This window comes from Listeria grandensis, from assembly GCF_014322885.1.
Classification (GTDB): Bacteria; Bacillota; Bacilli; order Lactobacillales; family Listeriaceae; genus Listeria_A; species Listeria_A grandensis.
This window is the reverse complement of the sequence record NZ_JAASUG010000002.1, coordinates 398,126-422,749: the sequence shown is the minus strand read 5'-3', so window position 1 is coordinate 422,749 and position 24,624 is coordinate 398,126. Positions and strand designations below refer to the sequence as shown.

The 24,624-nt window shown below is 41.8% G+C and carries 25 protein-coding genes; 16 read left to right on the top strand and 9 right to left on the bottom strand.

Annotation, left to right across the window (positions count from 1 at the left end; translation table 11 throughout):
- Window positions 1-17: 17 nt before the first annotated feature.
- The 4 genes from HCJ54_RS04605 to HCJ54_RS04590 all read left to right on the top strand — a co-directional run bounded on the left by HCJ54_RS04605 (window position 18) and on the right by HCJ54_RS04590 (window position 3,314).
- Window positions 18-551 carry a ReoY family proteolytic degradation factor gene (locus tag HCJ54_RS04605; protein WP_036064390.1) on the top strand — a complete coding sequence of 178 codons (534 nt, stop codon included), beginning with the start codon at window positions 18-20 and terminating at the stop codon, window positions 549-551.
- 99 nt (window positions 552-650) lie between these two features.
- On the top strand, window positions 651-1,244 hold the full coding sequence (gene lhaT, locus HCJ54_RS04600; RefSeq protein WP_187136791.1) for a lipoprotein heptaprenylglyceryl N-acetyltransferase LhaT: 594 nt from the start codon (window positions 651-653) through the stop codon (window positions 1,242-1,244).
- 74 nt (window positions 1,245-1,318) lie between these two features.
- Window positions 1,319-2,002: a zinc metallopeptidase gene (locus tag HCJ54_RS04595; protein WP_036064396.1), complete on the top strand. Its 684-nt coding sequence runs from the start codon at window positions 1,319-1,321 to the stop codon at window positions 2,000-2,002.
- 55 nt (window positions 2,003-2,057) lie between these two features.
- A complete protein-coding gene (locus HCJ54_RS04590; RefSeq protein ID WP_187136848.1) occupies window positions 2,058-3,314 on the top strand; it encodes a BaiN/RdsA family NAD(P)/FAD-dependent oxidoreductase in 1,257 nt (418 codons plus the stop codon).
- 119 nt (window positions 3,315-3,433) lie between these two features.
- Here HCJ54_RS04590 and HCJ54_RS04585 read toward each other — a convergent pair whose 3' ends face one another.
- A complete protein-coding gene (locus HCJ54_RS04585; RefSeq protein ID WP_187136790.1) occupies window positions 3,434-4,486 on the bottom strand; it encodes an AraC family transcriptional regulator in 1,053 nt (350 codons plus the stop codon).
- Window positions 4,487-4,701: 215 nt separating this feature from the next.
- Between HCJ54_RS04585 and HCJ54_RS04580 the strand changes: the two genes are divergently transcribed.
- From HCJ54_RS04580 to HCJ54_RS04560, 5 genes are read left to right on the top strand one after another with little or no spacing between them, the layout of a single operon-like run.
- Complete coding sequence (locus HCJ54_RS04580; RefSeq protein ID WP_187136789.1) at window positions 4,702-7,332, top strand: alpha-L-rhamnosidase-related protein; 2,631 nt, start codon at window positions 4,702-4,704, stop codon at window positions 7,330-7,332.
- 59 nt (window positions 7,333-7,391) lie between these two features.
- Window positions 7,392-7,826: a PTS sugar transporter subunit IIA gene (locus HCJ54_RS04575; protein ID WP_187136788.1), complete on the top strand. Its 435-nt coding sequence runs from the start codon at window positions 7,392-7,394 to the stop codon at window positions 7,824-7,826.
- Between the two features lies 1 nt (window position 7,827).
- A complete protein-coding gene (locus tag HCJ54_RS04570) occupies window positions 7,828-8,310 on the top strand; it encodes a PTS sugar transporter subunit IIB (RefSeq protein WP_187136787.1) in 483 nt (160 codons plus the stop codon).
- A gap of 3 nt (window positions 8,311-8,313) precedes the next feature.
- Window positions 8,314-9,090 (top strand): PTS mannose/fructose/sorbose/N-acetylgalactosamine transporter subunit IIC, encoded by a 777-nt coding sequence (locus tag HCJ54_RS04565; protein WP_187136786.1) that lies wholly within the window; start codon window positions 8,314-8,316, stop codon window positions 9,088-9,090.
- Window positions 9,090-9,911 carry a PTS system mannose/fructose/sorbose family transporter subunit IID gene (locus tag HCJ54_RS04560; RefSeq protein ID WP_187136785.1) on the top strand — a complete coding sequence of 274 codons (822 nt, stop codon included), beginning with the start codon at window positions 9,090-9,092 and terminating at the stop codon, window positions 9,909-9,911. Before HCJ54_RS04565 ends, HCJ54_RS04560 begins: the two co-directional genes overlap by 1 nt.
- A gap of 60 nt (window positions 9,912-9,971) precedes the next feature.
- On the opposite strand, the gene HCJ54_RS04555 is transcribed toward HCJ54_RS04560, so the two are convergent.
- From HCJ54_RS04555 to HCJ54_RS04545, 3 genes are read right to left on the bottom strand one after another with little or no spacing between them, the layout of a single operon-like run.
- Entirely contained in the window at window positions 9,972-10,412 is a 441-nt protein-coding gene (locus HCJ54_RS04555; protein ID WP_187136784.1) for a DUF1801 domain-containing protein, read from the bottom strand.
- Complete coding sequence (locus HCJ54_RS04550) at window positions 10,409-11,401, bottom strand: serine hydrolase domain-containing protein (protein ID WP_187136783.1); 993 nt, start codon at window positions 11,399-11,401, stop codon at window positions 10,409-10,411. Before HCJ54_RS04550 ends, HCJ54_RS04555 begins: the two co-directional genes overlap by 4 nt.
- 6 nt (window positions 11,402-11,407) lie before the next feature.
- Window positions 11,408-13,042: an NAD-dependent malic enzyme gene (locus HCJ54_RS04545; protein WP_187136782.1), complete on the bottom strand. Its 1,635-nt coding sequence runs from the start codon at window positions 13,040-13,042 to the stop codon at window positions 11,408-11,410.
- A 133-nt stretch (window positions 13,043-13,175) separates the two neighbouring features.
- Between HCJ54_RS04545 and HCJ54_RS04540 the strand changes: the two genes are divergently transcribed.
- Complete coding sequence (locus tag HCJ54_RS04540; RefSeq protein ID WP_244966900.1) at window positions 13,176-14,291, top strand: NAD(P)/FAD-dependent oxidoreductase; 1,116 nt, start codon at window positions 13,176-13,178, stop codon at window positions 14,289-14,291.
- Here HCJ54_RS04540 and HCJ54_RS04535 read toward each other — a convergent pair.
- The 5 genes from HCJ54_RS04535 to HCJ54_RS04515 all read right to left on the bottom strand — a co-directional run bounded on the left by HCJ54_RS04535 (window position 14,281) and on the right by HCJ54_RS04515 (window position 20,082).
- The gene (locus HCJ54_RS04535; RefSeq protein ID WP_187136780.1) at window positions 14,281-16,272 is read right to left on the bottom strand and encodes an FtsX-like permease family protein; all 1,992 of its coding nucleotides are present in this window, start codon (window positions 16,270-16,272) and stop codon (window positions 14,281-14,283) included. The two genes, HCJ54_RS04540 and HCJ54_RS04535, sit on opposite strands and share 11 nt — an antisense overlap.
- Window positions 16,247-17,017, bottom strand: a complete 771-nt coding sequence (locus tag HCJ54_RS04530) for an ABC transporter ATP-binding protein (RefSeq protein WP_187136779.1) — start codon at window positions 17,015-17,017, stop codon at window positions 16,247-16,249. The genes HCJ54_RS04535 and HCJ54_RS04530 overlap by 26 nt, the downstream gene beginning before the upstream one ends.
- Before the next feature lie 96 nt (window positions 17,018-17,113).
- The gene (locus tag HCJ54_RS04525) at window positions 17,114-18,094 is read right to left on the bottom strand and encodes a sensor histidine kinase (RefSeq protein ID WP_187136778.1); all 981 of its coding nucleotides are present in this window, start codon (window positions 18,092-18,094) and stop codon (window positions 17,114-17,116) included.
- Window positions 18,094-18,789 carry a response regulator transcription factor gene (locus HCJ54_RS04520; RefSeq protein WP_187136777.1) on the bottom strand — a complete coding sequence of 232 codons (696 nt, stop codon included), beginning with the start codon at window positions 18,787-18,789 and terminating at the stop codon, window positions 18,094-18,096. Before HCJ54_RS04520 ends, HCJ54_RS04525 begins: the two co-directional genes overlap by 1 nt.
- A gap of 426 nt (window positions 18,790-19,215) precedes the next feature.
- The gene (locus HCJ54_RS04515) at window positions 19,216-20,082 is read right to left on the bottom strand and encodes a YitT family protein (protein WP_187136776.1); all 867 of its coding nucleotides are present in this window, start codon (window positions 20,080-20,082) and stop codon (window positions 19,216-19,218) included.
- Window positions 20,083-20,230: 148 nt separating this feature from the next.
- On the opposite strand from HCJ54_RS04515, the gene HCJ54_RS04510 reads away from it, so the two are divergent.
- The 6 genes from HCJ54_RS04510 to HCJ54_RS04485 all read left to right on the top strand — a co-directional run bounded on the left by HCJ54_RS04510 (window position 20,231) and on the right by HCJ54_RS04485 (window position 24,622).
- On the top strand, window positions 20,231-20,560 hold the full coding sequence (locus tag HCJ54_RS04510) for a nucleotide pyrophosphohydrolase (RefSeq protein WP_187136775.1): 330 nt from the start codon (window positions 20,231-20,233) through the stop codon (window positions 20,558-20,560).
- Window positions 20,561-21,349, top strand: a complete 789-nt coding sequence (dapB, locus tag HCJ54_RS04505) for a 4-hydroxy-tetrahydrodipicolinate reductase (RefSeq protein ID WP_187136774.1) — start codon at window positions 20,561-20,563, stop codon at window positions 21,347-21,349.
- Window positions 21,350-21,365: 16 nt separating this feature from the next.
- Window positions 21,366-21,770: a methylglyoxal synthase gene (gene mgsA / locus HCJ54_RS04500; protein WP_187136773.1), complete on the top strand. Its 405-nt coding sequence runs from the start codon at window positions 21,366-21,368 to the stop codon at window positions 21,768-21,770.
- Between the two features lie 12 nt (window positions 21,771-21,782).
- A complete protein-coding gene (locus HCJ54_RS04495; protein ID WP_187136772.1) occupies window positions 21,783-22,958 on the top strand; it encodes a CCA tRNA nucleotidyltransferase in 1,176 nt (391 codons plus the stop codon).
- The gene (locus HCJ54_RS04490; RefSeq protein WP_187136771.1) at window positions 22,945-23,919 is read left to right on the top strand and encodes a biotin--[acetyl-CoA-carboxylase] ligase; all 975 of its coding nucleotides are present in this window, start codon (window positions 22,945-22,947) and stop codon (window positions 23,917-23,919) included. The genes HCJ54_RS04495 and HCJ54_RS04490 overlap by 14 nt, the downstream gene beginning before the upstream one ends.
- A 184-nt stretch (window positions 23,920-24,103) precedes the next feature.
- Window positions 24,104-24,622, top strand: a complete 519-nt coding sequence (locus HCJ54_RS04485) for a GNAT family N-acetyltransferase (protein ID WP_185408945.1) — start codon at window positions 24,104-24,106, stop codon at window positions 24,620-24,622.
- The last annotated feature ends 2 nt before the right edge of the window (window positions 24,623-24,624 follow it).

The window sequence follows — 24,624 nt, the reverse complement described above, 5'->3', positions numbered from 1 at the left end:
GGGAAGGAGTGAGTGATATGAAAGCATCAATTAGCATTGAAGATAAGAAGGAATTTGTTAGATGGCTGTTAAATAAGCATCAAATGAAGATTAGAGAATCGATGTGGATTCTTAATTATATTGCTGGGCACGATCAAATCATGAAATACGTTCACTTCGTTGATAATGCAGAAGGTTGCCCTCGTGGACTTGTGCTCACTTCTCTCGGAGTGGATGACGAGCCGTTTCGTTTCTTTAAAGGGAATATTGTGACGACCGATCCAGAGAAGGCGTTTCATGATATTCGTTTGAATTGGGATGAGGACATTTATATTCAGTTGCATTTCCCAGAGGCGTTGACTTCGCCACGTTATGCGTTTGTCCGAGAAGATAACCCGTTCCAAGAATTGCTTATTACAGATAAAGAAAGGAAAATGGCGGCCCAATTTTTAGATACCGTTGTCGAGCATTTTTCCAAAGAGAAATTGTTGCAAGAAATCGATGAGGCACTAGATGCGCATGACGAAGAGCGATTTCAAATCCTGATGGAACAGTTTAAGCAATATAGTTAGTTTGTAGCACACCTGTCTTTGCTGGCAGGTGTTTTTTGTTTCAGTTTTAGTTCGAACTTTGGTATGATGGAAAAAGAGTGCTTGGAATGGGGGAACAAGATGTATCGATACTTAGGGAACAGATCATTTTTACGGCTGCTGTTCATTGTTAATTTATTGGGAGCGGTGTATGGATACATTTGGTATATGCCGCAACTGAAAATTACGGAACCGCGGTTTTGGATTTTTGTACCGGATAGCCCAACAGCCATTTTATTTTTTGTGTTTGTATTGATGGCGTGGCTTGCGAAAAAGCATTGGCCGTTGATGGAGGCGCTCGCGTTTGTGTGTTTAGTAAAATATGGACTCTGGGCTGTGGGAATGAATATCGCGTACATGATGAATCTTGGCTTCCTCGATATGATGAGCCTGATGTTGCTCACTTCACATGGATTGATGGCTATACAAGGGCTCGTTTATGCGCCATTTTATCGCATTAAGTTTGGTCATTTTGCGATTGCGGCGATTTGGGTGTTACATAATGATGTGATCGACTACTTATTTGGGCAGATGCCGATCTATGGTGGGCTCGATCAGTACATTACGACCATTGGTTATTGGACGTTTTGGCTGACCATCTTTGTATTGTGGACGGTTTATGAAAAAACACTGAAGAAGAATGCGTTTAAATTAGAATTTCCTCATGAAGCTTAAAAGTGGTTGAGGTTTGGCGTTTTCTCCTTTATAATTAAGGTAATAAGTTAGGTGTAGGAGGATGACGAGTTCATATGAGTATTCAGATGTATATTATTTATTTTTTAATCGTAGCGCTAATTCCTTTGTGGGCGCAGTATCGTGTAAAGAGCACATACTCGCATTACTCAAAGGTAGCGATTCGAACAGGGTTAACAGGTGCGCAGGTGGCACGCCAAATTTTAGATGCGAATGGGTTGCATAATGTGCCTGTTCAAGAAACGGGCGGCGTGTTGAGTGATCACTATGACCCGCGTAAGAAAGCTGTTTTCTTGTCTTCTGCAAACTATAATGGTCGTTCGATTGCGGGTACTGCTGTCGCGGCGCATGAAGTAGGGCACGCGATTCAGGATGCGCAAGATTATGCGTTCATGCGTTTTCGTTCGGCGCTTGTTCCAATTACAATGTTTAGTTCGAATGCCTCATGGGTGTTCTTAATCATCGGGATGTTGGCGACAATACCAGGCCTGATGTTAATTGGTATTGTTTTAATGGCGATCGGTGTCTTGTTCCAATTGATTACTTTGCCAGTTGAGTTTGACGCTTCTAAACGCGCGCTCGTGCAAATTAACCAATTAGGACTTGTTGAATCAGACGAATTACCGCAAGCTCGAAAAGTGTTGAGTGCAGCGGCAATGACATACGTTGCAGCAATGGCTGTAGCTGTTCTGGAACTTTTGAGATTAATCTTAATTTTCACAGGTATGAATCGAAATTAGTTTTAAAAAGCGCTCTGTAATGGGCGTTTTTTGATGGGGAAAAGGATGGGATATGATGGATTTTGATGTGATAGTAATTGGTGGTGGGCCATCGGGGTTAATGGCTGCAATCGCTGCGGCTGAGAAGAATAAGCGGGTTTTACTCGTTGAAAAAGGACCCAAATTAGGCAGGAAATTGATTTTGTCCGGTGGTGGTCGCTGTAATGTGACGAATCGCAAACCTGCGGATGAGATCATCAAAAATATACCGGGAAATGGGCGTTTTATGTACAGTCCGTTTGCGGAATTTAACAACGAAGATATCATCACCTTTTTTGAAAAATTGGGTGTGGCGTTAAAGGAAGAAGATCATGGGCGGATGTTTCCTGTGACAGACAGCGCGCGTTCGGTGGCGGATGCGATGATTTCGCGGCTTGATAAGCTGAACGTAAAAATTTATATGAAAACGCCTGTAAAGCGTGTAAACTATCAGGACAAAGAGGTTGTGGGCATTACGCTTGCGGATGGCCAAGAAATCGGTGCGCCGGCTGTGATTGTGGCAGTTGGTGGGAAATCTGTACCGCGGACAGGCTCAACGGGAGATGGTTATGCATGGGCAAAAGAGGCAGGCCATACGATTACGGAATTATATCCAACAGAGGTTCCGATTACATCACGTGAATCCTTCATTAAGAGCAAGGTACTACAAGGTATTTCTCTGCGTGATGTCGCGCTCTCGGTCCTAAATCCAAAAGGAAAACCAATCATTACGCATCAAATGGATATGATTTTCACGCATTTCGGCGTATCAGGTCCAGCAGCATTGCGCTGTAGCCAGTTCGTGATTCAAGGCTTGAAGAAATTCGATGTGGATGAATTGACTATGATGATTGACTTTTTTCCAGATAAATCAAAAGGCGAGTTGGAGCAAGAAGTGATGGGACTTGTGAAAGACAATCCTAAAAAGGCCGTCAAAAATGCGTTGAAATCGGTGATGCAAGAGCGGATGTTATTATTTTTATTGGAGCGTGCGGACATTGATAGCGATGCAGATTGTATTTCGGTGGCGCAGAAAAAATGGCAGGCATTCATCGAAACATTGAAGAAATTCACATTCCAAGTGAGTGGAACGCTTGATTTTGAGAAGGCCTTTGTGACGGGTGGCGGTGTATCTGTGAAGGAAATTACGCCGAAAGAAATGCAATCGAAGTTGATGCCTGGTTTATTTTTCTGTGGTGAAATACTAGATATTAACGGGTACACGGGTGGCTATAATATTACGTGTGCACTTGTGACTGGGCGCTTAGCTGGAATAAACGCAGCATTGCGCTAATCTGGAAAGGTAGAGAGAGTTATCTCTGCCTTTCTTTTTTTGTACAAAGGATAAGTTGTGCGGTTGAATGCAACGATCTTTCTTAGAAAGGAAACAGATAGATAACAAAACAATAAAAATTATTTTTCTACTTGTTCTCTATGGGCAGTTCGGTAATTTTTTGGGGAACAGTGGAAGGTTGAAGTGAATTTTTTATAAAAAAAAGTGAGATTTCTATAACCTATTTGCTGACAAATTTCTTCGATAGAATAAGTTGAATTTTTCAGCAATACACAAGCATGGTTGAGGCGTATGTCTTGAATCATTTTCATGAAGGTTGTACCAGTTTGTTTTTTTAGATAGCGACTTAGATAACTAGCATTAAAATTGAAGTAGGTTGCGACATCTGTTAGCGAGCATGTTGCGTAATTTTTTTCAATGTATTGAAGGATATCGCCAATGTACTGCTGATTGGAACTACGGCATTCAAGTGATTTTTTTTGTGTATAGGACTTTAATAACTCAGAGAAAATGATAATCATGTAAGCATTGATAACATCTAGCGAGTAGGATACGGGATCCAAGTAATAGACTAATAAGCCACTGATCGCATCTTGTAGTATTTCGCTGTCTCCGGTAGTGAAAATAATGTATTGGTCATGGCTATGCGTTTCAGAAATGGATCGAACAGCAAATTCTGCAATGATATTATTAGAAGCCAGACGATTTAACATATTAGAGGAGAAATATTCTTTTTTCATTAAAATATTAACTAAAATATCAGCATCGGAAGTATTGGAGATTCGATGTACTACGTCCGTATCCAAAATACATAAGTCTCCTTTTTCTAATATAAGTGTAGTATCGTCAATGGTGATATGAGCCTGTCCACTGTAGACATAGTTGATCTCGATAAAATCATGAGAATGTAAAGGTGTATATGCATAACGATTATGCTTAAATACTAAAAGCGGGGAACTGTGCAGGTGTGTTGATATATGAGTGTGTGACTCAATAGCCTTTTGCAAGTGTTTCTCAAACGTATATTTAAAAACACATTTTCCCGCATGATTTGTGTACACATCAAAATCAGCATAATCATCTATGGATTCAGATGCTAGATTGTTTTTATATAGTTCTTCTCGCTCACTTAATTGGTGAAGGTAACTATTTATTTCGCTTTTTTTCATCATAAAATCCTTTCTATGTAAAAAACGGTTAGTTAATTTGTCGTAAAATGATATTATAAAGCATGGAGGTTTTTGCTACAATTAATTTGTTAGCGTTACCATTACTTTAATTCCTTCATCTGAAAATGTCAATGATTTGTAATACGGCAGTGCATGAAATGATATATTACATCGATTTTCAGAGGATTTAAAAATAACGAAAAGTGAGAGGTTTGAATTTGAAAAAAATAAACAGGGTGAAAATAAATGGTTTGAACACACCGCTCGCCATCGATGTCCATGCAGAAATAGTAATTGATTGGAGCAGGGAGACTGTTTGGCAAAAGCATTACCGATTAGAAGTCATTCATGATGGGAAGTGCGTGTATCAAGAAGAAAAGCCAGAGGAGGCAAAGAAGATAGCGTGGATTCACCTCCCATCTCAGTTAGCGTACACAAGTAGGAAACAATTTACTGTTAAATTATTCATTGAAGATGGGAATGGTCGAGTAATCGAATTAGAAAAAGAGTTCTATTCAAGTAATCCACATATCGGCGCTGCTGGTTGGATTACTCGCTTAGATAATCCGATTCAAAAAGAGTACGAATACTTTAAAGAAGAACGAACCATTATTTTAGAACGTTTATTTGTAGTAGAAAAAAAGCCGCAAACTGCTTTTATGGATCTTTCGGGATTGGGTTATTATACGTTAAAGGTTAATGGTAAGCGTGTACATGATTCATATCTTACGAGTGACGTAACGAATTATGATCGCATGGTTTACTACGATACTTTTGAAATTAGTAACTATCTTCTTCAAGGTGAAAATGTGATTCAAGTGGAATTGGGAAATGGTTGGTATAATCCAGCGCCTATTCATATTTTAGGTAAGTACAACATTCGAAAACATTTAGCCGTTGGGAGGCCATGTCTCTTAGCTCAGCTAACCATAAATTATGGAAACAACGAGACAGAAACGATAAACACAGACTCAGACTGGCACGCGAAGTTTGGTCATTTGTTGGCTAATGACATCTATATTGGGGAGACTTATGTTGATACAAATGAAAGGAGAAAAGCAGAAACAGTTATTATTCATGGTCCAAGTGGTCAATTAATGCCAAGTAAGATACCTAAAGTTAGACGAAAGAAAAAGTTTAGGCCAAAACTGATGAAGCAGCAGAGAAATGTGCAAATCTATGACGTGGCTGAATTGATTTCGGGGCAAATTTCTATGGATATTAGTCCATCATTTTTAGGAACATTAAAGGTGAGCTATGCTGAAAAAGTGGATGCCGATGGTGAGCTTGATTTTACTACAAGCATTAGTGGAGTCTATGGCATGAATCACGGACAAGGCCAAATAAGTCACGATGATCCCATCATTCAAGTGGATTGTATCCACAAAACGAAAAACAGAACGCTTCACTTTGAAAATCAATATACCTACCATTCTTTTCGCTATTTAAAAATCGAGGCAGAGGGTTTTGAAGATTTTCCAGATCAGTTGATCAGCGATTTAGTCGCCTACAAAGTTCATACTGATTTAGAAGAAATAGCAGCATTTACATCATCTAATCAGCAATTGAATCTGTTATGGCAAGCTGGGATTAATACGAAATTAAACAATATACATTCTTACTTTGAAGATTGCTCGCGGGAGAGATTCGGTTACGGTGGGGATATCGTAGCTTTACTGAATTCACAAGTAGCCTCATTCGATGTGAGAAATTTATTGGAAAAGGTTTTTATTGATTTTGCGAATAATCAGACGGTTCATGGCGGGATTACTCAAACAGCTCCCTATGTTGGAATAATGACTCACGGACCTTCTAACGGTGTAGGTTCTATTGGCTGGCAGTTAGTTTTTCCAGAAATTGCGCAGGCATTACTGACTAAATATCAAGCAATTTCATTTGTTAAGTCACATCAAAGCAAGTTAGAAATGCATATAGATTATTTACTAAGCTTTGATTACGATTACATTAAATATTGTTGTTTAGGAGATTGGGGTTCAAGTGACACAATTATCAAAAATAGTAAGGTACACACCCCAGATCAACTATTCTGCACGGCTACCATGTATGCCATTATTTTGCAATCGTATCTGCGTTTATTTGAAAAACTGAATCAAGACAACACTCGTATAGAACGATTGCGCTACAAAATAGCGACTGTAAAGGATAGGATTGTGGAAGCGTTTTATCATGAAGCAGGATTTTTTGCTTCTGGTACGCAATCGAGTTACATTTTTGCATTATATGGTCAATTAGTTGACGAAAATAAAGAGCTGGTAGCGAATAATTTGCTAACCTTACTTGAAGAAAAACGGTGGATTTTGACGATGGGAATTTTTGGTATGTCATGGGCGTATGACATATTGCCAACATTAGAGCAAAATGCGAATATTTATAGCTGGTTAACACTGGACTCCGAAGCAAGCTACCAAGGCATGCTAGAAAGCGGAAATCGGGTTCTTAGTGAATATTTTCCTGTGACGCCTACTACTGCGGGTCAAGAAGAGTCATCCATTAATCATGCGATGTTTTCCTCGTTTAGCGCATGGTTCATTCAGGATTTAGTTGGCCTGGCGTTAAATGAAAATCATAGCTTTCTAACGATTCAACCATTTTTTGCTGACGGGTTGAAAGATGTTAGCGGGAAAATCGAGTCGAATTACGGTACAATAAGCTTGGTGTGGAAACAACGGTCTGCAGGCACATATATTGTTAAGGTTAACATGCCAATAGGTCTTGACTATGTAGTAAAAGAAAATGAAGAACAAATAATTATGGCACAAGAAGGAAAGTCTGTAGAAGGCATTCACGAATTAACGATCTGCTACCAGTTAGTGACGAGGGGGGGATGACAAAAATCGTCTGTCGTTCGGAATTGATTTTACTATAACAAAGAGGGGGAGAACGCTAAATGAACGAAGAAATAGCTTTAATTTTAGCCAGTCATGGAGATTTTGCGAAGGAGGCATTACATAGTTTAGAGATGATTGTTGGGCAGCAAGCTAATATTGCCACTCTTTCATTGCACCCTGGAGAAGATTTGCCAGATTTCACAAAAAGAATGGATGATGCCTATACAAAATTAGATCACGTAAAAGGTGCCATTATTATTTGTGATATTTATGGTGGAACGCCGAGTAATGCAGCTATGGCCACGTTGATTAAATACAGAGAAGAAAAAATCGCTGCCTACTCGGGATTAAATTTACCAGTTTTGTTGGAGTTATCTACATCTAGAAATCAGGAGTATGTTGCAATCAAAAAAATTATGGAAAAAACAGCTAAATTAAGCTGGATGGAGCTTAAAAATAATAAACACAACAAAGTAATGGAAGGTGGGCTCTAAGATGGGGATTGAATTAGTAAGAATTGATGATCGCTTGATTCACGGGCAAGTAGTGACAACGTGGGTAAAGCAAAAAGAAATTGAGCAAATATTAATTATTAACGATAAAATAGCGAATGACGAGGTTCAAAAATCAGTATTTGATCTGATGGCACCGCAAGATGTAAATGTTAGGACTTTTGGGGTGGAGGAGTTTATTCAAATAACTAAAAAGACGCAGATAAAGAGAAAGACACTGTTATTATTGACCAATCCAAAAGATGTATTGGAGCTGAGGCTAGGCGAGGTGCATTTTTCAAAATTAAATCTGGGTGGAATGAAGTATACGCCTGACCGAAAACAATACACCAAATCCATTTCTTTAACCGAGGAAGACAAAGCGAATTTGATGAAATTATCAGAATTAAATGTTGATATATCAGTTCAAATGATTCCTTCAGACAAACCCATTCTCCTTTCTGAGTTGTTAGGAAAGGAGGCGTAATTGATGCTTTTTGAATGTATCTTATTAGCTTTATGGGCTGGAATTTGTACTGTTGATGAAAGAACTTTTTGGTTCGGTACTCCAAAAGCTCTCATAGCGGGATCTGTGGCTGGTATTATTATGGGAGATATAACGACGGGTTTAATTATCAGTGGCACATTACAAATGATGTGGTTGGCTAATTCTGCTATCGGAGCTTATATACCGCCCAATGAAGCTACGGGATCCATTATTGGTGTTGCGATAGCTATTATGTCTGGTGGTGGGCTTGCAACGGGGCTAGCGATTGCTATTCCAACGGCACTACTCTGTCAACAGATCATCATGCTAACTAACACGTTAAATATTATTTGGATTCATAGAGCGGACAAGGCTGTAGAAACAGGAGATTTTGATAAGGTAGCACGTTATAATTTATTAGGGATTCCTTTAAGTTTTGTTGCTGGAGCGGTTCCTGTATTTGTAGCTTCTTATTTCGGTGGACCCGCAGTCGAATCAGCGCTAAAGTTTATTCCAGAGCAAGTCTTTGATGGCTTAACTGTTGCAGCTGGTATTATTCCGGCAGTCGGTATGGGGATGTTACTAATGATGATGATGGGTAAAAACATGTGGATATTTTTACTTTTAGGATTTGTATTTGCAGCATACCTAGATTTAGGGACAATCGCAATATCCATAATAGGTATTTGTTTTGCGGTATTATACGATCTAATCATTAACAAAGATGACGAGCATAAAAAGCCTGTGAATACAACAGTAGATGAGGAGTATGATCTTTAATGAATGAGTTACATGAAAAAAAAATCACTAAATCTGATTTAAATAAAGCGTTTATCCGGTCTAATTTTTTGATGGCTTCGAGTAATTTCGAAAGGATGCAAGCTCTTGGCGCATATTACTCGGTAGTTCCAGCGTTAAAAAGAATCTATGCAGATCGGCCAAAGGAAGAACGGGTAGAAGCTATTAGAAGGCATCTGGAATTTTTTAATACCAATCCGTATGTGTATGGGCCGATTTTAGGGATAACAATGGCGATGGAAGAACAGACAGAAGAAACAGAAAAAGAGCCTGTTATTTCTGTGAGAACTGGCTTGATGGGGCCATTTGCGGGACTGGGAGATAGTTTGCTTGCCATGACGGTTGTGCCTATCTATATGAGTATTGGTGCAGGTCTAGCTATTGAAGGAAACCCTCTTGGACCTATCCTTTTCCTGTTATTGTTTAGTGTCACAATATGGCCGATAAAATACAAAGGCTTGTTTTTAGGTTATAAAAAAGGATCGGCATTATTAACAGGGGATAATAGTAATAATATTTTAAGAAGAGTTTCGACGATGGGAAATGTGGTCGGAATGATGGTAGTTGGTTCGCTCATCGTTTCTACTGTTAAAATAAAGACTCCAATTGAGTATTCTGTTGGGAAGTCTACCTTTAAGGTGCAAGAAATGATTGATGGCATCATGCCAAATCTCTTTCCATTATTAGCGACTATATTAATCTATCTATTATTAAAAAAGAAAAATGCTAGGAATGCAGTGGCTATCATATTGGCAATTATGGTTATTGGGATGGTTCTCTCCATGTTAGGAATTTTGGGATAGTTCATAGTGTAAAAAAGGATATCTAAGTTATGACAGGTTCATCATAGCTTAGATATCCTTTTATTTTTTAATGGTTGTTTCGTATTGTCGAATCCAATCGTCTACTGTGACTTTACTTGCTAGCTCGCCGATGAGTTCGTACGGAATTTTCTTCGGATTGGTGAATCGGATACAGCCTTTGCCCATATTGAGCTTGGTTGTCATATGTTTCGGATACTCGGCTTGGAACCATTGTAAGAGGGCTTCATCGCCGAAAATTCCCATGTGATAGACTGCGATGTGTTGTTTTTGTGCTGCGATGGCGAAAAAGGGAAGCGAAAGATTCGAATCGCAGTGGTAGCCATCGGGATAGCGTGATTTTGGAACGACGTAGGAAGGCATGCCGTACTGGATTTCTTTTTCGAAACCAGCTGGAATGTGGGCATCTACTACGTGCATGAGTTTGGCAAAAGCTTCTTTTTTATCGGGTGCTACGTCATCTAAATATTCTTCGATTGTCATGTTTTTCCTCCTAAATCTTGCATGAATTGTTCTACGATTTCGTCACGACGCTTTAGAAAAACGGCATTGTCACGGCTTGGATGAACGCGGTTCGTGAGGGCGATCAGCGCCGTTTTTTGTTGTAAATCAATGACGATGAACGTTCCTGTAAAGCCGGTATGGTAGATGGCGAAATGATCCGTAGACGGGACTAGATCCCAGCCGAGGCCGCGTGAACGGTTTAACCCTGATGTGTAGTTTTTGGCAATGTTGGCGATGCTTTCTTGGCTGAGAATTGGTTCGCCATCATGGAGTAGTGCTTTTGTAAAATGAATGAGGTCTGGGAGATTACTGAATAAGCCAGCATGTCCTGCGACGCCGTCCATTTGCCACGCTTTAAAATCATGGACGATACCTGTGATGACACCGCGATCTGGGTGATCTTCGGTTGGGACGCAGGATAGCGGTGAATCGGGATGGTAGCCCGTGTGCCGCAGAGCGAGTGGCGTCAGGATATTGCGTTTGACTTGTGTTTCTAAATCACCACCAAGTTGCTCAACGATATAACCGAGAAGTAAAAAATTAGCATCGGCGTAGGTCACATCAGTTCCCGCAGGATTGGGTTGCGGTGTCGCGATGCAGTAACGATAGACGTCCTCTTTTGACGCGATGGTGTACGCAGGAATGTTTTTTGCCAAGCCGGAACTATGCGTTAAAAGTTGCAAAATCGTGACTTCGGGGTACCTGAAATCTGGCAGAAAATCGCACACTTTGTCGGATAGTTGCAAGTTTCCTGCTTCGATATGTTGCAAAACGAGGGTTGTTGTTGCCACTACTTTCGTTAAAGAGGCGATATCATACACTGCGTCCGGTTCTAATATTACTTTTTCAGGGGTTAGTTGTTTCCTACCAATCACGTGTTGTTTTGTGCGCTGAGGTGTGATGATTGCATAAGAAATGCCAGGCACAATGCCATCGGTGACTAGTTTTTTTAATCGCGTATCCAACATGGGCGTTCACTCCTTATATTGAGGAAGCCAAATTGCGTCATTGACAGCTTCCAGCGGATTCGAAATCGTTCGTTTGTTTAGTCCAAGTTCGATGGTTTTCTGAGTAACGGCTAGCGTAACGGCATGTGATGTATCGCGTAGTGTCGCAATCGGCGGGAGTAAAGCGGCACCAATCGTGTTAACATCGCGAACTTGTGTCGCAACCGCGTGACTGGCAGCTGCCAACATGTCATCCGTAATTTCGCGTGCTTCTGTAATCACTGCTGCGAGACCGAGTCCGGGATAGAGTAGCGCGTTGTTGGCCTGTCCAATATAATAGGTATTTCCATCAAACAAAACAGGCTCAGAAGGACTCCCCGTCACAACAAGCGCCTTGCCTTTTGTCCAAGTAATTAAATCATGCGCCGTAGCTTCAGCCAGCTTCGTAGGGTTCGACAACGGCAAAATGGCAGGGCGCTCTATATGGCGACTCATTTCCAGTACGATTTCTTCCGAAAAAGCACCGGTTACGCCAGAACAACCAATCAGCATCGTCGGTTTCACGTGTTGCACAATTGCGAGTAAGTCCGTTAACTTCTGGGTAAAATCGCCAGCATCACGCGCGTATTTTTGCTGTCCAGAAGTAAGGTCTGGTAAATCCGTGGTCACTAAGCCAGGACGATCCACCATATAAAAACGTGATTTTGCTTGCTCGGCGGTCAAGCCTTCACTCACGACCATTTCCGCGACCAATTGATCCGCGATACCGATGCCCGCCGTTCCAGCGCCAAAAATCACAATCCGTTGCTCGCTCAGCGGTAATTTAGAGACGCGTGTAGTAGCTAGTGCTGCAGCAACGACCATTGCGCCAGTTCCTTGAATGTCATCGTTAAATGTGCATAATTGTTGACGATATGTCTCCAAAATTCGACTCGCATTATCTCGCCCAAAATCTTCCCAATGAAGCACAGCTTTTGGAAAACAAGTTTTGACAGCAGCCACAAAGCGGGCGATAAAAGCATCATAGGCGGGTGTTTCCAAGCGTGGCGTCCGACTTCCTAAATAGCTGGCATCGGTGCGCAAGGCTTCATTATTCGTGCCAGCATCTATGACAATCGGCAAGACACAATTTGGCGCAAGTCCAGCCGCAACCGTATAGACAGCCAGTTTTCCGATTGCAATGCTGACGCCATTCAAGCCCCAATCGCCAATTCCTAAGATACCTTCCCCATCCGTCACGACAATCATCTTAATTTTCTCATGGTTCGGAACATTGTTCTGGAAAATGGATACCAAATCAACCATACTATCTGCCTGCAAAAAAAGCGCATCTTGCGGATTTTCCCAGTTTTCATGGTAGCGCATCACTGCATCTCCAATCGTCGGCGTATAAATAATCGGCATCAATTCCGTCACGTGATCAATCACTACTTTATAAAATAGCGTCCGATTCTCACTGTAAAGCGTCATCAAAAACAAATGTTTCTCGAGGGGTGTTGTTTTTTTATGTAAAGCCGTATAGACACGCGCTGCCTGCTGTTCCAATGTCTCGATTGTCGCTGGGATCAAGCCATCTAAGCCCCATTCTGCGCGTTCTGTAGCTGTAAACGCCGTGCCTTTATTTGTAAAAGGGTCATTTAATCGTGCATATCCATTCATCATTTTGCATCCTACTCCTTTCGTTATCCTGTCTATATTCTACACCAGAAGTGGCTAAAAAATCGACTAATTGCCCTGCACTTGTCAGAAATGTTCGGAATTTGTATAATGAGGGGAGTGAGATGGGGTGTATAAAATGGAAAAAATCGTCATTATTGGCGGAGGAATTGTAGGCATGACGGCCGCGTATTTGCTTGCTAAACAACAAAAAGAAGTTATCGTTATCGATAGAAAAGAACCAGGTCAAGCGACGGTTGCAGCAGCTGGGATTGTGTGTCCATGGCTGTCGAAACGCCGCAACAAAGTATGGTATGAATTAGCCAAAGATAGTGCACGCTATTATCCGACGCTCATTGAGGAACTGGCGCAAGACACAACGCTGAATACAGGCTATAAAATGGTCGGCGCACTTTGTTTACGAGAAGACGAGGCAAAACTTTCGGAACTGGAACAAATCGCTGCTAGTCGTCACGTGGAAGCACCAGAAATTGGCGAAATTACACAGCTGTCAAAAGCGGAAACGAAAGCAAAATTTCCAATAGTAGACCCAGTGTTCGGAGGTCTTTTTGTGAGCGGAGGCGCACGGGTGGATGGGAAATCGCTCGTTTTGGCGTTAGCAGACGCAGCGAAGGCGCATGGTGCTAGGATTATTCGCGATAAAGCGCAGCTCGAAAAACAAGGAGAGGCAATGACCGTTTTGGTAGGGAACGAGAGGATGCTGGCCGACAAAATCATCCTCGTAGCAGGGGCTTGGTTGCCAGAATTGCTCCAACCACTCGGACTCCAAGCCGCGATTCACCCACAAAAGGGGCAGCTATTACACCTTCAATTGGAGGGCGTCGACACGAACCATTGGCCAGTCGTTTTGCCACCGAGCGCGAAAAGTATCGTACCATTCGATGATGGTCGGGTAATCATCGGTGCCACACATGAGAATGAAGGCGGTTTTGACCTGGAGCCAACCGAGGAGGCTATCGAAGAAATTTTAGAGGAGATTGCGCGTTTTGCACCGGCTGTAAAAAACGCAAAACTGGCGGAAATCCGGGTAGGTACGCGACCATTTACACCAGACTTCACGCCAGTTATTGGAGCCTTGCCAACTGCAAAGCATATTTTTGTAGCGAATGGGCTAGGCTCATCAGGACTCACAACAGGCCCTTACGTCGCCAAAATTCTCGTTGATTTGATTCAAGGAAAGACACCAAAAACCGATATTACTGGTTTTGATCCGAGCAATTCGATTACTTCATGATGCGACGAAGCTGTTTCAAGTATTGGTGTTTCACGAAGAAATAATAGACGGCTTGGACGACGATGAAGATGCCAATCACGATGCCAACATTTTTCCAAATATTGAAATCAAGTAAGTTTTGCAGGGCGAGGAAAGCTACGAGTGAATGAATCACTGCCACGAAAAGCGGTAGGAAAAACATAACCCGTAGTTGCCTCGCTACGATTTTATGCAGTTCTGGTTTCGTTAAACCAATTTTGAAAAGCATTTTGTATTGTTGTTCATCTCGTTTTAAATCGCTGTGCAGGCGTAAGTAGATGAAGCCTGCCGAGAAAGTGTAGAATACAGCACCACATAAGACGGTCAGCAAGAGAAGAAGGCCGTTGACTTGCTGCATACTTTGCCACTGTAAAGCGAGTGATTCAAAACCAGTATAGATGCCTTTGTTAATATTTTGATTCTTATCATTCCAAATATTGATGTAGTCCGATAGTTTTTTCGCTGTGGTTGTGGTATTTTCCCAATCATCCGTATGAAAAATGCTGTACGGGATTTTCGCATTATAGTTATCCTCTGCGTTTTTATAACGCGCCTCTGATTCCTGCCACAGCATGTCGATATCCGCTTGATTGGCAAGCAACGTCACATTTGGCATACCGTTAGAACCAGACCCATATGGAAAGCGATTAATCGGCGCTACTTTCTCAACAGGTAGCGTTATTGTTTTATTCGAAAACTGGAGTTCGAACTTTTTCGGAGCATCCTTTTTTAGTTTCGTTTCGCTGAGGCTATCTGTTGGTAGCAAGACAACGGTTCCAGTTGGTATCTTTATCTCCGCTTCATCTCGCAAGCCCATCAAGGCATTATAATCGTTAATGGACATAAAAGAATAGAAAACATCGGCATCATCAGAAAATTGATAGAAATATCCATCTGCTCTTTTGTAAGAATCGTTATGGAGCGTTTTTTCCGTATAGGAAATGATGTCCTTACTAACCTCGTCCTGTCCGTAAGCTTTATAAGTAATCGCATATGGATTCTCCGACATCTCTGCAAGTCCGCTACTACCAATTGCTGAACTTGTTCCCATCGCTGTAATTGCGGTTGCAGAAACGATTGCCACAATGAAGAAAGTGCTCACATTATCACGCATTTGATAAATTAACTCTGAAAAAGTAAGAAGATTCGTGCGTTTAAAAAAGAAAGATTCTCTCTTACGCAAACGTGTCAGCACAAAAACAAGCAACTGACTAAAGAAGAAATAGGTTCCGATGACGACCAAAATGACACCAGTGAAGAGTGGCGTGAGAGCAAACGATTCGAGATTTGTAAACAAAAGAACGACGCTATATCCTGTTCCAATAAGGACCAAAGCAAGTAGGGCGATATACCAAGATGCCTTGATTTCCTTTTTCGGTTCTTTCTGTGAGGCCAGCAAAGCTTTTAGATTATTGACACGAATCGTAAAAGAAGTCACCAAAGAAATGACTAAAAACATTAAACCAAAAACACCAAATGTAAGCAAAATTGGTTTCCAAGGGAAGTAAAATGGCAATGTTTCCGTTAACGCTAAAATTTTAGAGCAAATCAGCAAAATGACCTTCGAAAAAATAAAACCAAAGATAACCCCGCAAACGACTGCAGCAAGACCAGCCAACATGTTCTCCCAGAAAATCAATTTAACAAGCTGTTTTTTATTGATTCCTTGAATGAGCAACAGGCCGAATTCTGCTTTTCGAGTCTTCAGAAACGTACTAACGGCATAAAAAATCGCAAAAGCCGAGAATACAACGATAATCACCTGTGAGACTTGGAAGCCAATCATCGCGAAATAACTCATTGTTGTACTAGAAGAATCAATATTATTCTTAAATTCGGGGTGAAAAACGAGTAAAGCATAGACGAAAAACATCGTCACAGCGAAAAAACTAGTAAAGAAATAAGGGCCATAGACTTTCGGATTACGGCGAACATTATTAATGACGAACTGGCGGAATGACATGTTGTTTTCCTCCTAGTAGCGTCAAAGTGTCCATGATTTGCTGGTAAAAAACAGCCGTGTTATCGCCGCGATAAATCTCATTGTACAGCGAACCATCTTTAATAAATACAACACGATCGCAGTGGGATGCAGCTTGCGGATCATGCGTGACGAGCAATATAGTAGCCTCTTCGTCCTTATTCAATCGGCTGAGTAGCTGCATCACTTCCTCACTATTTTTAGAATCCAAGTTTCCCGTAGGTTCATCCGCTAAAAATAATTTTGGTTCATGAATCGCAGCACGCGCAACGGCTGTTCGTTGTGACTCACCACCGGAAATTTGATACGTGCGTTTATCTAAAATTGGCGTGATGCCAAGTTTTGCGGCGATTACATCTAATTTTTCATTCATCGTTGCTAGTGGGGTACCATCGAGCGTGAGTGGTAGCAAGATATTTTCACGTACCGTCAGCGTGTCCAATAGATTAAAAGATTGGAAAATAAAACCGAGTTCCTTCCGCCTGAATTCGGCAAGTTTGTCAAAAGATAATGTATAGGGGTTCGCATCATGTATTTGCACGGTGCCGCTCGTTGGTGGATCGATAGTAGCAATCATATTGAGCAACGTTGTTTTCCCGCTACCTGAAGGGCCCATAATCCCAACAAATTCTCCTTTTTCGACCGATAAATCCAGATTAGAAATCGCTTGGTATTGCACATTTCCTGTGTATATTTTATTGACTTGCTCTACTTTTAAAAGCGTCATAACAAGACCTCCTCTTTCGTTGATAGGACTAGTGTAGCAGACAAAGTGGGAAGGGCGGTATCGATTCTAATGACAAAATCTTACGTTGTTGTAAGTTTATTTTTGAATAGGAATCCGAATAAGAATGGTTGTACCAGAGCCAATTTCAGATTCGATGGAGAGCTGATACCCAAGTTTCTGACATATTTCTGATACGAGGAAAAGTCCCATACCTGTGGAATGTTGGTATTTCCGACCGTTTTCTCCTGTAAAAAAAGGACGGAAAACGCGAGGAAGATCTGATTTTTCGATGCCAATGCCATAATCTTGGATGGTCAGCAAATAGCCGGTCGCCTCTGTTATCGCTGTTATTTCGACATTACTTCCTTTTTGTGGCGAGTATTTGATCGCGTTAGACAGGAGTTGACCCAACAGGAAGACGAACCATTTCTTGTCTGTTTCTAAAAATAGATCTGGATCGATTTCGACTTTTGGATAGAGGTGATGCCTGATGAATAGCCGTTTATGTTCGTTGATTGCTTCGGTGGCGAGCGTTTTTAAGTCTGTGTGCTCGACAACGAAATCATTTTCAAACGTTTCGAGGCGTAGCGTATAAAGCACTGTGTCAAGGCCTTGCTTGATTTTATCAGTCTCCTCTTGAATGCTACGAAGTGTTGGATCGGATTGATTTTGTGTCATGAGTTCGATGACCGATACAGGTGTTTTCATTTGATGGACCCACTGATTGATGAAGATGTTGCGATCGGTATCTTTTGCACGCCATTTTTGAAGGTCAACTTGATAGGCGTGGTATTGTTGTGCTAAATAGCTTTCGAAGGCTTGACTAAACGATGAACCTTCGTTGGGGTGGAATTCGGATGCTATGACACTAGCTTGTTCTAAGCGTTTAAAAACACGGCGATATCCGAAGTAGCGGATAGTTAAGAACAAGGCGCCAAGCACTACCCAGAGGAAAAGGACATAGATGATGAGACGAACACTTTTGTAGCCATCTAGCCAAAAGAGGCCTATAGTAAAAAGGGACAAGATGAGTGTAAACAGAAGAAAGGACAGGTGACTGCGAAAAAATAAGCGCATCAAGATTCCTCCTTGTAAACCCACTGATAACCGTAACCACGAACAGATTTGATCGAATCTTGGACACCAAGATCCAGTAATTTTTTGCGAAGTCTAGCAACGTTGACACTTAGGGTATTATCATCAATAAAAGTGACTTCATCCCAAATTTCTTCATACAAGAGATCGCGATTTGCAATGTTTGGAGCTGTTCGCCAAATGACTTCGAGCAATTTCGCTTCATTCTTGCTTAGTTCGAGCGTTTTTCCAGCACGTTCTATCGTGAATTTTAACGGGTAAAAAGAGAGGCTACCTTCATGAAATGCAGGTTCTTGATATTGATTGGCAAAATCGCCATAAACGCGTCGCAATTGGGCGCGAACTTTCGCGATAACGACTTGGTAGGAGAACGGTTTCGTTATGTAGTCGTCCGCTCCATTTTCAAGTGCCATAACTTGGTCGAGTTCTCCGTCACGCGCAGAGATGAATATAATGGGACAGACCGAGATTTCGCGAATTTTGCGACACCAAAAGTAACCGTCATATTTGGGCAAGTTGATATCGAGTAGGACAAGATGTGGCGCAAGCTCTTCAAAAAGAGGCATCACGTCATCGAAATCGGTAGTGATATGGGCGTCTAGATTGTACTTGCGTAGGTAATCTTGTAATAAAGTGGCGATTTTTGGATCGTCTTCAACGATTAGTATTTTTTCCATGGTTTTAGCTCCTTTATTGTTGTTGTTGTTGTTGTTGTGGCTCTTATGAAGCATCCCTTGCTGAATTAGAGCCTCAATATGAGTGCGAACACAGTGAGCATTCGTTCATTAAAACGGCGCTTAGATGCAAAATAAGACTTAATATGAAACAAAATGTAGAACTTTTTTAGTAAGTCGTGCTGGTCTATGTTTTGTTGCGGTTCTTATGAGGCATCACTCACCGATTTAGAGCCTTAATACGGGTGTAATGAAACTGCCTTCCAATTCCCAACTCCTTGAAAACTTCGTGGCCGTTTCAGCACTTCATCAGATCCGGCTTCAACGGCCAGACTCTCGAAAATTTCGTGGCCGCAATAAAAGTCAAAAGAGGACTTTTTCTGCAGCCCCTAACAATTTTTTTCGAGTCTAACGGGCCGTTTCAGCACTTCATATCAAAGGTTTCTTATCCTCATCCAACGTAAACCCTTCTCCCATCACGTCATGCACGACGGAAACGGAGACGAAGGCGTGCGGGTCAGTCGTGTTGACTATGTTTTTCAACTGTACTATTTCATTCTTCGCAACTACGATATACAAGACATCTTGCTCTTTTTTCGAAAAGCCTCCACGCCCTTCAAGCACTGTTACACCGCGATTCATCGCTAACATCACATGCTCGGCAATTTTGTCATTGTGGGCGGAAATAATGAGGGCGCCGCGGGCAGCGTAGGCTCCTTCTTGCATGAAATCAATTACACGAGCGCCGATAAAAACAGCAACGAGAGTATACATCACTTGCCGAACATCTAAATAAGACAGCGAAAGCGTCAGCACGACGGCGTCAATCGCAAACAAGGTCCGGCCCATACTCACGCCTTTTTTGCGATGCAACACTTGGGCCATAATATCGCTACCACCAGTTGTCCCACCATATCGGAAGACAAAACCAAGCCCAATCCCCGTAAAACCACCAGCAAAAAGCGCCACGAGTAAAAGATCATCGTGTAGATCCAGGCGATAAGGAACGCGCTGGAATACCCAAAGCGATAGCGATAGGCCTATCGTGCCAATAATCGTATAGATAAGCGCACGGTTGCCGAGAATACGCCAACCGATGAAAAAGAGCGGAATGTTTAAAATAAGGTTTGAATAGGCGGGATCGATACCTGTAAAATGAAGTAATAGCAAGGTAATCCCAGTTAATCCACCTTCTCCAAGATCATTTGCGATATTGAAATTGACAAGCCCAAATCCATAAATCGTTGTTCCAAGTAAGATAAATACGATATTTTTAACACGAACATCTTGCCACATAGACCTTCACTCCCTTTTTTAGTGCTTAAATGAACGAATTCCTTTTTATAGACGTAGCAAGGACTTCTTAGCTATAATGATTATAACAGACGTAAAATGGGTAAATAAAGTCTTACGTTAGTTTACCACAAAAGGAGCGAAATAAAGCATGGGAAAAACGATGCAGCAGTTGCAAGATGAGGTAGACGCGTTGATTGGTCAATTTGAAGAGGGGTATTTTTCTCCTTTAGCGATGATGGCGCGTGTGACAGAGGAAACAGGAGAGCTTGCTCGCGAGATTAATCATTATTACGGCGAGAAGCCGAAGAAAGCTAGCGAACCGGAGAATACGGTAGCTGCGGAACTCGGAGATGTGTTATTTGTCCTTATTTGTATGGCAAATTCGCTAAATATTAGCTTAGAAGAGGCCCACGATACGGTCATGAAGAAATTCAAGGAACGTGACGCCGATAGATGGACCAAGAAGGAGGACAAATAGATGAAAGTAGCAGTATTAGGCTTTAAAGGTAGAATGGGGCATGAGGTAGTGAAAACGGTCCTCCGTGAAGCAGATTTGGAACTTGTTGCAGTACTCGATCATGCGCCGAAAGAGAAAAACATCTCTGAGATTGCTGATTTTTCGGATTTAGATGTACCAGTATTTGATGATTTGGAAAAATTGCTGACGGATGTGACATTGGATGCTGTTGTTGATTTTACGACACCTAAAGTCGGTTATTCCAATACCAAGCTGGTCTTGGCACACGGCGTAAGTCCAGTGGTTGGAACGACTGGATTCACACCAGAACAAATTACAGAACTAACAGAGCTTGCAGCCTCGAAAAAAATTGGTGCGATTATTGCGCCTAATTTTGCGGTAGGTGCGGTGCTTATGATGCAGTTTGCGCAAAAAGCGGCGAAATACTTCCCAGACGTGGAAATCATCGAATTGCATCACGATAATAAACTAGATGCGCCAAGCGGTACCGCGGTAAAGACAGCCGAAATGATGGCAGAAGTTCGCGAGCCAAAACAGCAAGGTGCGGCAAATGAAGAGGAGATAATGAAAGGTGCACGAGGCGCAGATTATGAAGGAATGCGGATTCACAGTGTTCGCTTGCCTGGTCTTATCGCTCATCAACAAGTACAATTTGGCGCGGAAGGTCAGGGTCTCACGATTCGTCATGATTCTTACGACCGAATTTCTTTCATGTCAGGCGTCGCTTTTTCCATCCGAAAAACAGCAGAGCTCGATACGCTTGTTTATGGTTTAGAAAATTTAATTTGATGAGGAGTGGTTATACATGAACATTGCCTTAATCGCACACGATCGTAAAAAAGAATTGATGATAGAGCTTATGCTAGCTTATAAACTCATCTTAGAGCCGCACAAGTTATTCGCAACAGGAACGACTGGCTTGCGAATCATGGAGGCGACCGGACTTTCGGTATACCGTTTTCAGTCAGGTCCGCTCGGTGGCGATCAACAAATCGGTTCTCGAATTTCTGAGGACAAGATGGACTTGGTGATCTTCTTACGCGATCCACTTACAGCGCAACCACACGAACCAGATGTGACCGCGCTCATAAGATTATGCGATGTTTATGAAATTCCACTTGCGACTAATGTCGGAACAGCTGAAGTATTATTGCGCGGTTTGCAAGAAGGATTCATGGATTGGCGCGACTTAAGACGCAATGAAGAATAGGAGCAACTAGTTATGAAAGACATTTTTAAAAAGGCCGTGCCTGTTTTAGCAAAACTAGAACAGGCTGGTTTTGAGGCTTATTTTGTAGGTGGTTCGGTGCGTGACACGTTGCTTAGGCGACCAGTGGCAGACATTGATATTGCGACGAGCGCATTTCCGGAGGAGGTCAAACAGGTCTTCACGAGGACATTTGATACGGGCATTGAGCATGGAACGGTTTCGGTGCTCGAGGCAGGAGAAATATATGAGATAACAACGTTTCGGACGGAAGGGACTTATGCGGACTTCAGGCGACCGGACGAAGTGGTGTTTATCCGTTCTTTGGAAAAAGATTTAGAGCGCCGTGACTTCACGATGAATGCGATTGCGATGGGATTGGATGGCCGTTTTATCGACCCTTTTGGAGGGCAAAAAGACATGGCGAAAAAACAAATTCGTGCCGTTGGTGTCCCTTTCGAACGATTCCATGAAGATGCGTTACGGATGATGCGTGGTGTTCGTTTTGTGAGCCAATTATGTTTCGATTTGGAAAGAAATACATATGATGCGATATTGCAAAACAGTGAGCTTTTAGAAAATATTGCGGTGGAGCGGATTGCAGTAGAGTTTGTGAAATTAATGCGCGGTGAGGCTGTGAAAGTAGCGCTTCCCTTACTTCATGAGTTAGGCATTTTGCCATTTTTGCCAGGGTTGAAAGGTCGAAAGGATGCGTTAGAGCGACTAGATAAATGGGATTTAGCAGCTGTCAAAGATGAGACTACGATCTGGTTTGTTGTCGTATTGGCCGTACAACCGGTGAACGTATCGATTTTTCTGCGCGCATGGAAATTGCCGAATAAGCTGATTCGTGATGTGACAAAAGCGTATGCATTAGCTGACAAAACAGTGTGGAGTGACTATGAGTTGTTTGTAACAGGGATGGATACGGTCGCACTGATTGAAAAAGGACGCTTCGTTCGAACAGGAATAACTGTATGGGACGCTTTATATACGCGTTTTGCCGGTTTTTGTGTACAGTCTCGTAGTGATATAAAAGCAACGGGAAATGATATTATGGCTTGGACTGGCAAAAAGGGCGGGCCATGGTTGAAAGTATTACTAGCACAGCTTGATCAAGCAATTATTGAAGGCGATATCGCTAATACACCAGAGGAAATTAAAGGATGGGTGAAACATGTTATCAGTTAAACGACGCAAATTATTAGATGTTTTTCGAGCGGCAGAAGGCGGTTTGGTTTCAGGGCAAGAACTGGCAGACGCATTGAATTGTAGTAGAACCGCTGTATGGAAACAGATTGAGGAATTAAAAAAAGCTGGTTTTGAAATTGATGCTAAACGTGGAAGTGGCTACGCGATTAGGCCAACAGAGGACGCATTTGCAGAAGATATATTGTATTTTCATGCCAAAACAAAATTTATCGGACAACAGGTAGCTTTTTATCCAGATGTGACATCGACCCAGATTATTGCGCATCAGCTTGTTGGAGAGGGGGCACCGAGCGGAACTGTCATTGTCGCCGATCAGCAAACGGCTGGAAAAGGTCGTTTAGCGAGGCCCTGGAATTCCCAAAAAGGGACAGGTATTTGGATGAGTACGATTTTGCGCCCAGAAATACCAATGCAGCAAGTTCCTCAGTTTACTTTCATTGCTTCCCTAGCAATTGCAGAGGCGATAGAGAATGTCACAGGGCTTGAACCACAAATCAAGTGGCCCAATGATTTATATATTGACAAGCGCAAAGTATGCGGAGTTTTGACCGAGATGCAGGCGGAAGCGGAGCAAGTTCACGCGGTTATCATTGGCACAGGCATCAATGTGAATCAAGATGCCTTTCCAGAAGAATTACGTGAAAAAGCGACATCTTTAGCTATTCTAGCGGGACATCCGATTTCAAGAGGTGCCTTATATGGTGAAATTGTCAGTCAATTGGAGAAATACTACGAACTATTCTTAAATCAAGGTTTTGCTCCAATCAAGCTACTATGGGAGGCCAGGGCGATTCCTTTTAGTGAAAAGATTATCGCGAAAACGTTAAAAGGTGAAATTCGCGGTACCGTCAAAGGTATCTCCGATGAGGGTGTCCTCATTGTGCAAGATGCTGTCGGGGAAGAACATGCGATCTTTTCTGCAGATATTTTGTTAGGATAGTAAATTTCTTTTTTCTTGAGAAAAGGGATTTAGAAAAGAGCTCATCAGCTATGAAAAAATACGGATAGGCTTTTAATTTTATTTGGGAGCTAGGCAAAATGAGAAATAAAATCTTTTTTGGCGTTTTTTCTTTTCTTAGGTACTCATGTATACTAGGGAAAACCGCCAAAAAGGAGCGTTGTAGATGGAGTTTAGATGGTTGAGTCGCAAAGAGTTGTCTCTGTTAAAGGAGATTGATCGCAAGGAGTTAGTGGATGAAGTCTACTACATTCGAAATCACGAATTACGATTAGTAAAGGAATATTATGATATCGATGGATGGTTAGAAAGTGAGTTAGCGCTTTATACGCAGCGCCTAGAATCTATATTTGACCGAGATGGCATTATTATTGGTGCATTCGAAAAGGATCACATTGTTGGTTTGGTCTCACTAGAGAGTTATTTAATTAACGGCCGAATAATGAAGTTAGACATGCTCTATGTTAGTCATGACTATCGACATAAAGGGCTTGGCAGGCGCCTTGTCGATATTATTTCACAAGAAGCGAATGAACTTGGAGCGAAGGAATTATATATATCCGCCACACCAGTTCGGAATACGGTTGATTTTTATTTAAGATTGGGAGCAGAGTTAGCGAATCCACCAGATATTTACTTATTTGAGTTGGAACCGCTAGATATTCATCTGATTTTACCGATATAAAA

Excerpts from the sequence above, each read along its gene's own strand:
- HCJ54_RS04575 (WP_187136788.1), top strand. The coding sequence starts at position 7,392 with ATGAACGAAGAAATAGCTTTAATTTTAGCCAGTCATGGAGATTTTGCG.
- HCJ54_RS04590 (WP_187136848.1), top strand. The coding sequence starts at position 2,058 with ATGGATTTTGATGTGATAGTAATTGGTGGTGGGCCATCGGGGTTAATG.
- HCJ54_RS04560 (WP_187136785.1), top strand. The coding sequence starts at position 9,090 with ATGAATGAGTTACATGAAAAAAAAATCACTAAATCTGATTTAAATAAA.
- mgsA (WP_187136773.1), top strand. The coding sequence starts at position 21,366 with ATGAACATTGCCTTAATCGCACACGATCGTAAAAAAGAATTGATGATA.
- HCJ54_RS04545 (WP_187136782.1), bottom strand. The coding sequence starts at position 13,042 with ATGATGAATGGATATGCACGATTAAATGACCCTTTTACAAATAAAGGC.
- HCJ54_RS04585 (WP_187136790.1), bottom strand. The coding sequence starts at position 4,486 with ATGATGAAAAAAAGCGAAATAAATAGTTACCTTCACCAATTAAGTGAG.
- HCJ54_RS04520 (WP_187136777.1), bottom strand. The coding sequence starts at position 18,789 with ATGGAAAAAATACTAATCGTTGAAGACGATCCAAAAATCGCCACTTTA.
- HCJ54_RS04490 (WP_187136771.1), top strand. The coding sequence starts at position 22,945 with ATGTTATCAGTTAAACGACGCAAATTATTAGATGTTTTTCGAGCGGCA.
- HCJ54_RS04565 (WP_187136786.1), top strand. The coding sequence starts at position 8,314 with ATGCTTTTTGAATGTATCTTATTAGCTTTATGGGCTGGAATTTGTACT.
- HCJ54_RS04510 (WP_187136775.1), top strand. The coding sequence starts at position 20,231 with ATGGGAAAAACGATGCAGCAGTTGCAAGATGAGGTAGACGCGTTGATT.
- HCJ54_RS04540 (WP_244966900.1), top strand. The coding sequence starts at position 13,176 with ATGGAAAAAATCGTCATTATTGGCGGAGGAATTGTAGGCATGACGGCC.
- HCJ54_RS04595 (WP_036064396.1), top strand. The coding sequence starts at position 1,319 with ATGAGTATTCAGATGTATATTATTTATTTTTTAATCGTAGCGCTAATT.
- HCJ54_RS04605 (WP_036064390.1), top strand. The coding sequence starts at position 18 with ATGAAAGCATCAATTAGCATTGAAGATAAGAAGGAATTTGTTAGATGG.
- HCJ54_RS04550 (WP_187136783.1), bottom strand. The coding sequence starts at position 11,401 with ATGTTGGATACGCGATTAAAAAAACTAGTCACCGATGGCATTGTGCCT.
- lhaT (WP_187136791.1), top strand. The coding sequence starts at position 651 with ATGTATCGATACTTAGGGAACAGATCATTTTTACGGCTGCTGTTCATT.
- HCJ54_RS04570 (WP_187136787.1), top strand. The coding sequence starts at position 7,828 with ATGGGGATTGAATTAGTAAGAATTGATGATCGCTTGATTCACGGGCAA.
- HCJ54_RS04525 (WP_187136778.1), bottom strand. The coding sequence starts at position 18,094 with ATGCGCTTATTTTTTCGCAGTCACCTGTCCTTTCTTCTGTTTACACTC.
- HCJ54_RS04530 (WP_187136779.1), bottom strand. The coding sequence starts at position 17,017 with ATGACGCTTTTAAAAGTAGAGCAAGTCAATAAAATATACACAGGAAAT.
- HCJ54_RS04535 (WP_187136780.1), bottom strand. The coding sequence starts at position 16,272 with ATGTCATTCCGCCAGTTCGTCATTAATAATGTTCGCCGTAATCCGAAA.
- HCJ54_RS04495 (WP_187136772.1), top strand. The coding sequence starts at position 21,783 with ATGAAAGACATTTTTAAAAAGGCCGTGCCTGTTTTAGCAAAACTAGAA.
- HCJ54_RS04555 (WP_187136784.1), bottom strand. The coding sequence starts at position 10,412 with ATGACAATCGAAGAATATTTAGATGACGTAGCACCCGATAAAAAAGAA.
- HCJ54_RS04515 (WP_187136776.1), bottom strand. The coding sequence starts at position 20,082 with ATGTGGCAAGATGTTCGTGTTAAAAATATCGTATTTATCTTACTTGGA.
- dapB (WP_187136774.1), top strand. The coding sequence starts at position 20,561 with ATGAAAGTAGCAGTATTAGGCTTTAAAGGTAGAATGGGGCATGAGGTA.
- HCJ54_RS04485 (WP_185408945.1), top strand. The coding sequence starts at position 24,104 with ATGGAGTTTAGATGGTTGAGTCGCAAAGAGTTGTCTCTGTTAAAGGAG.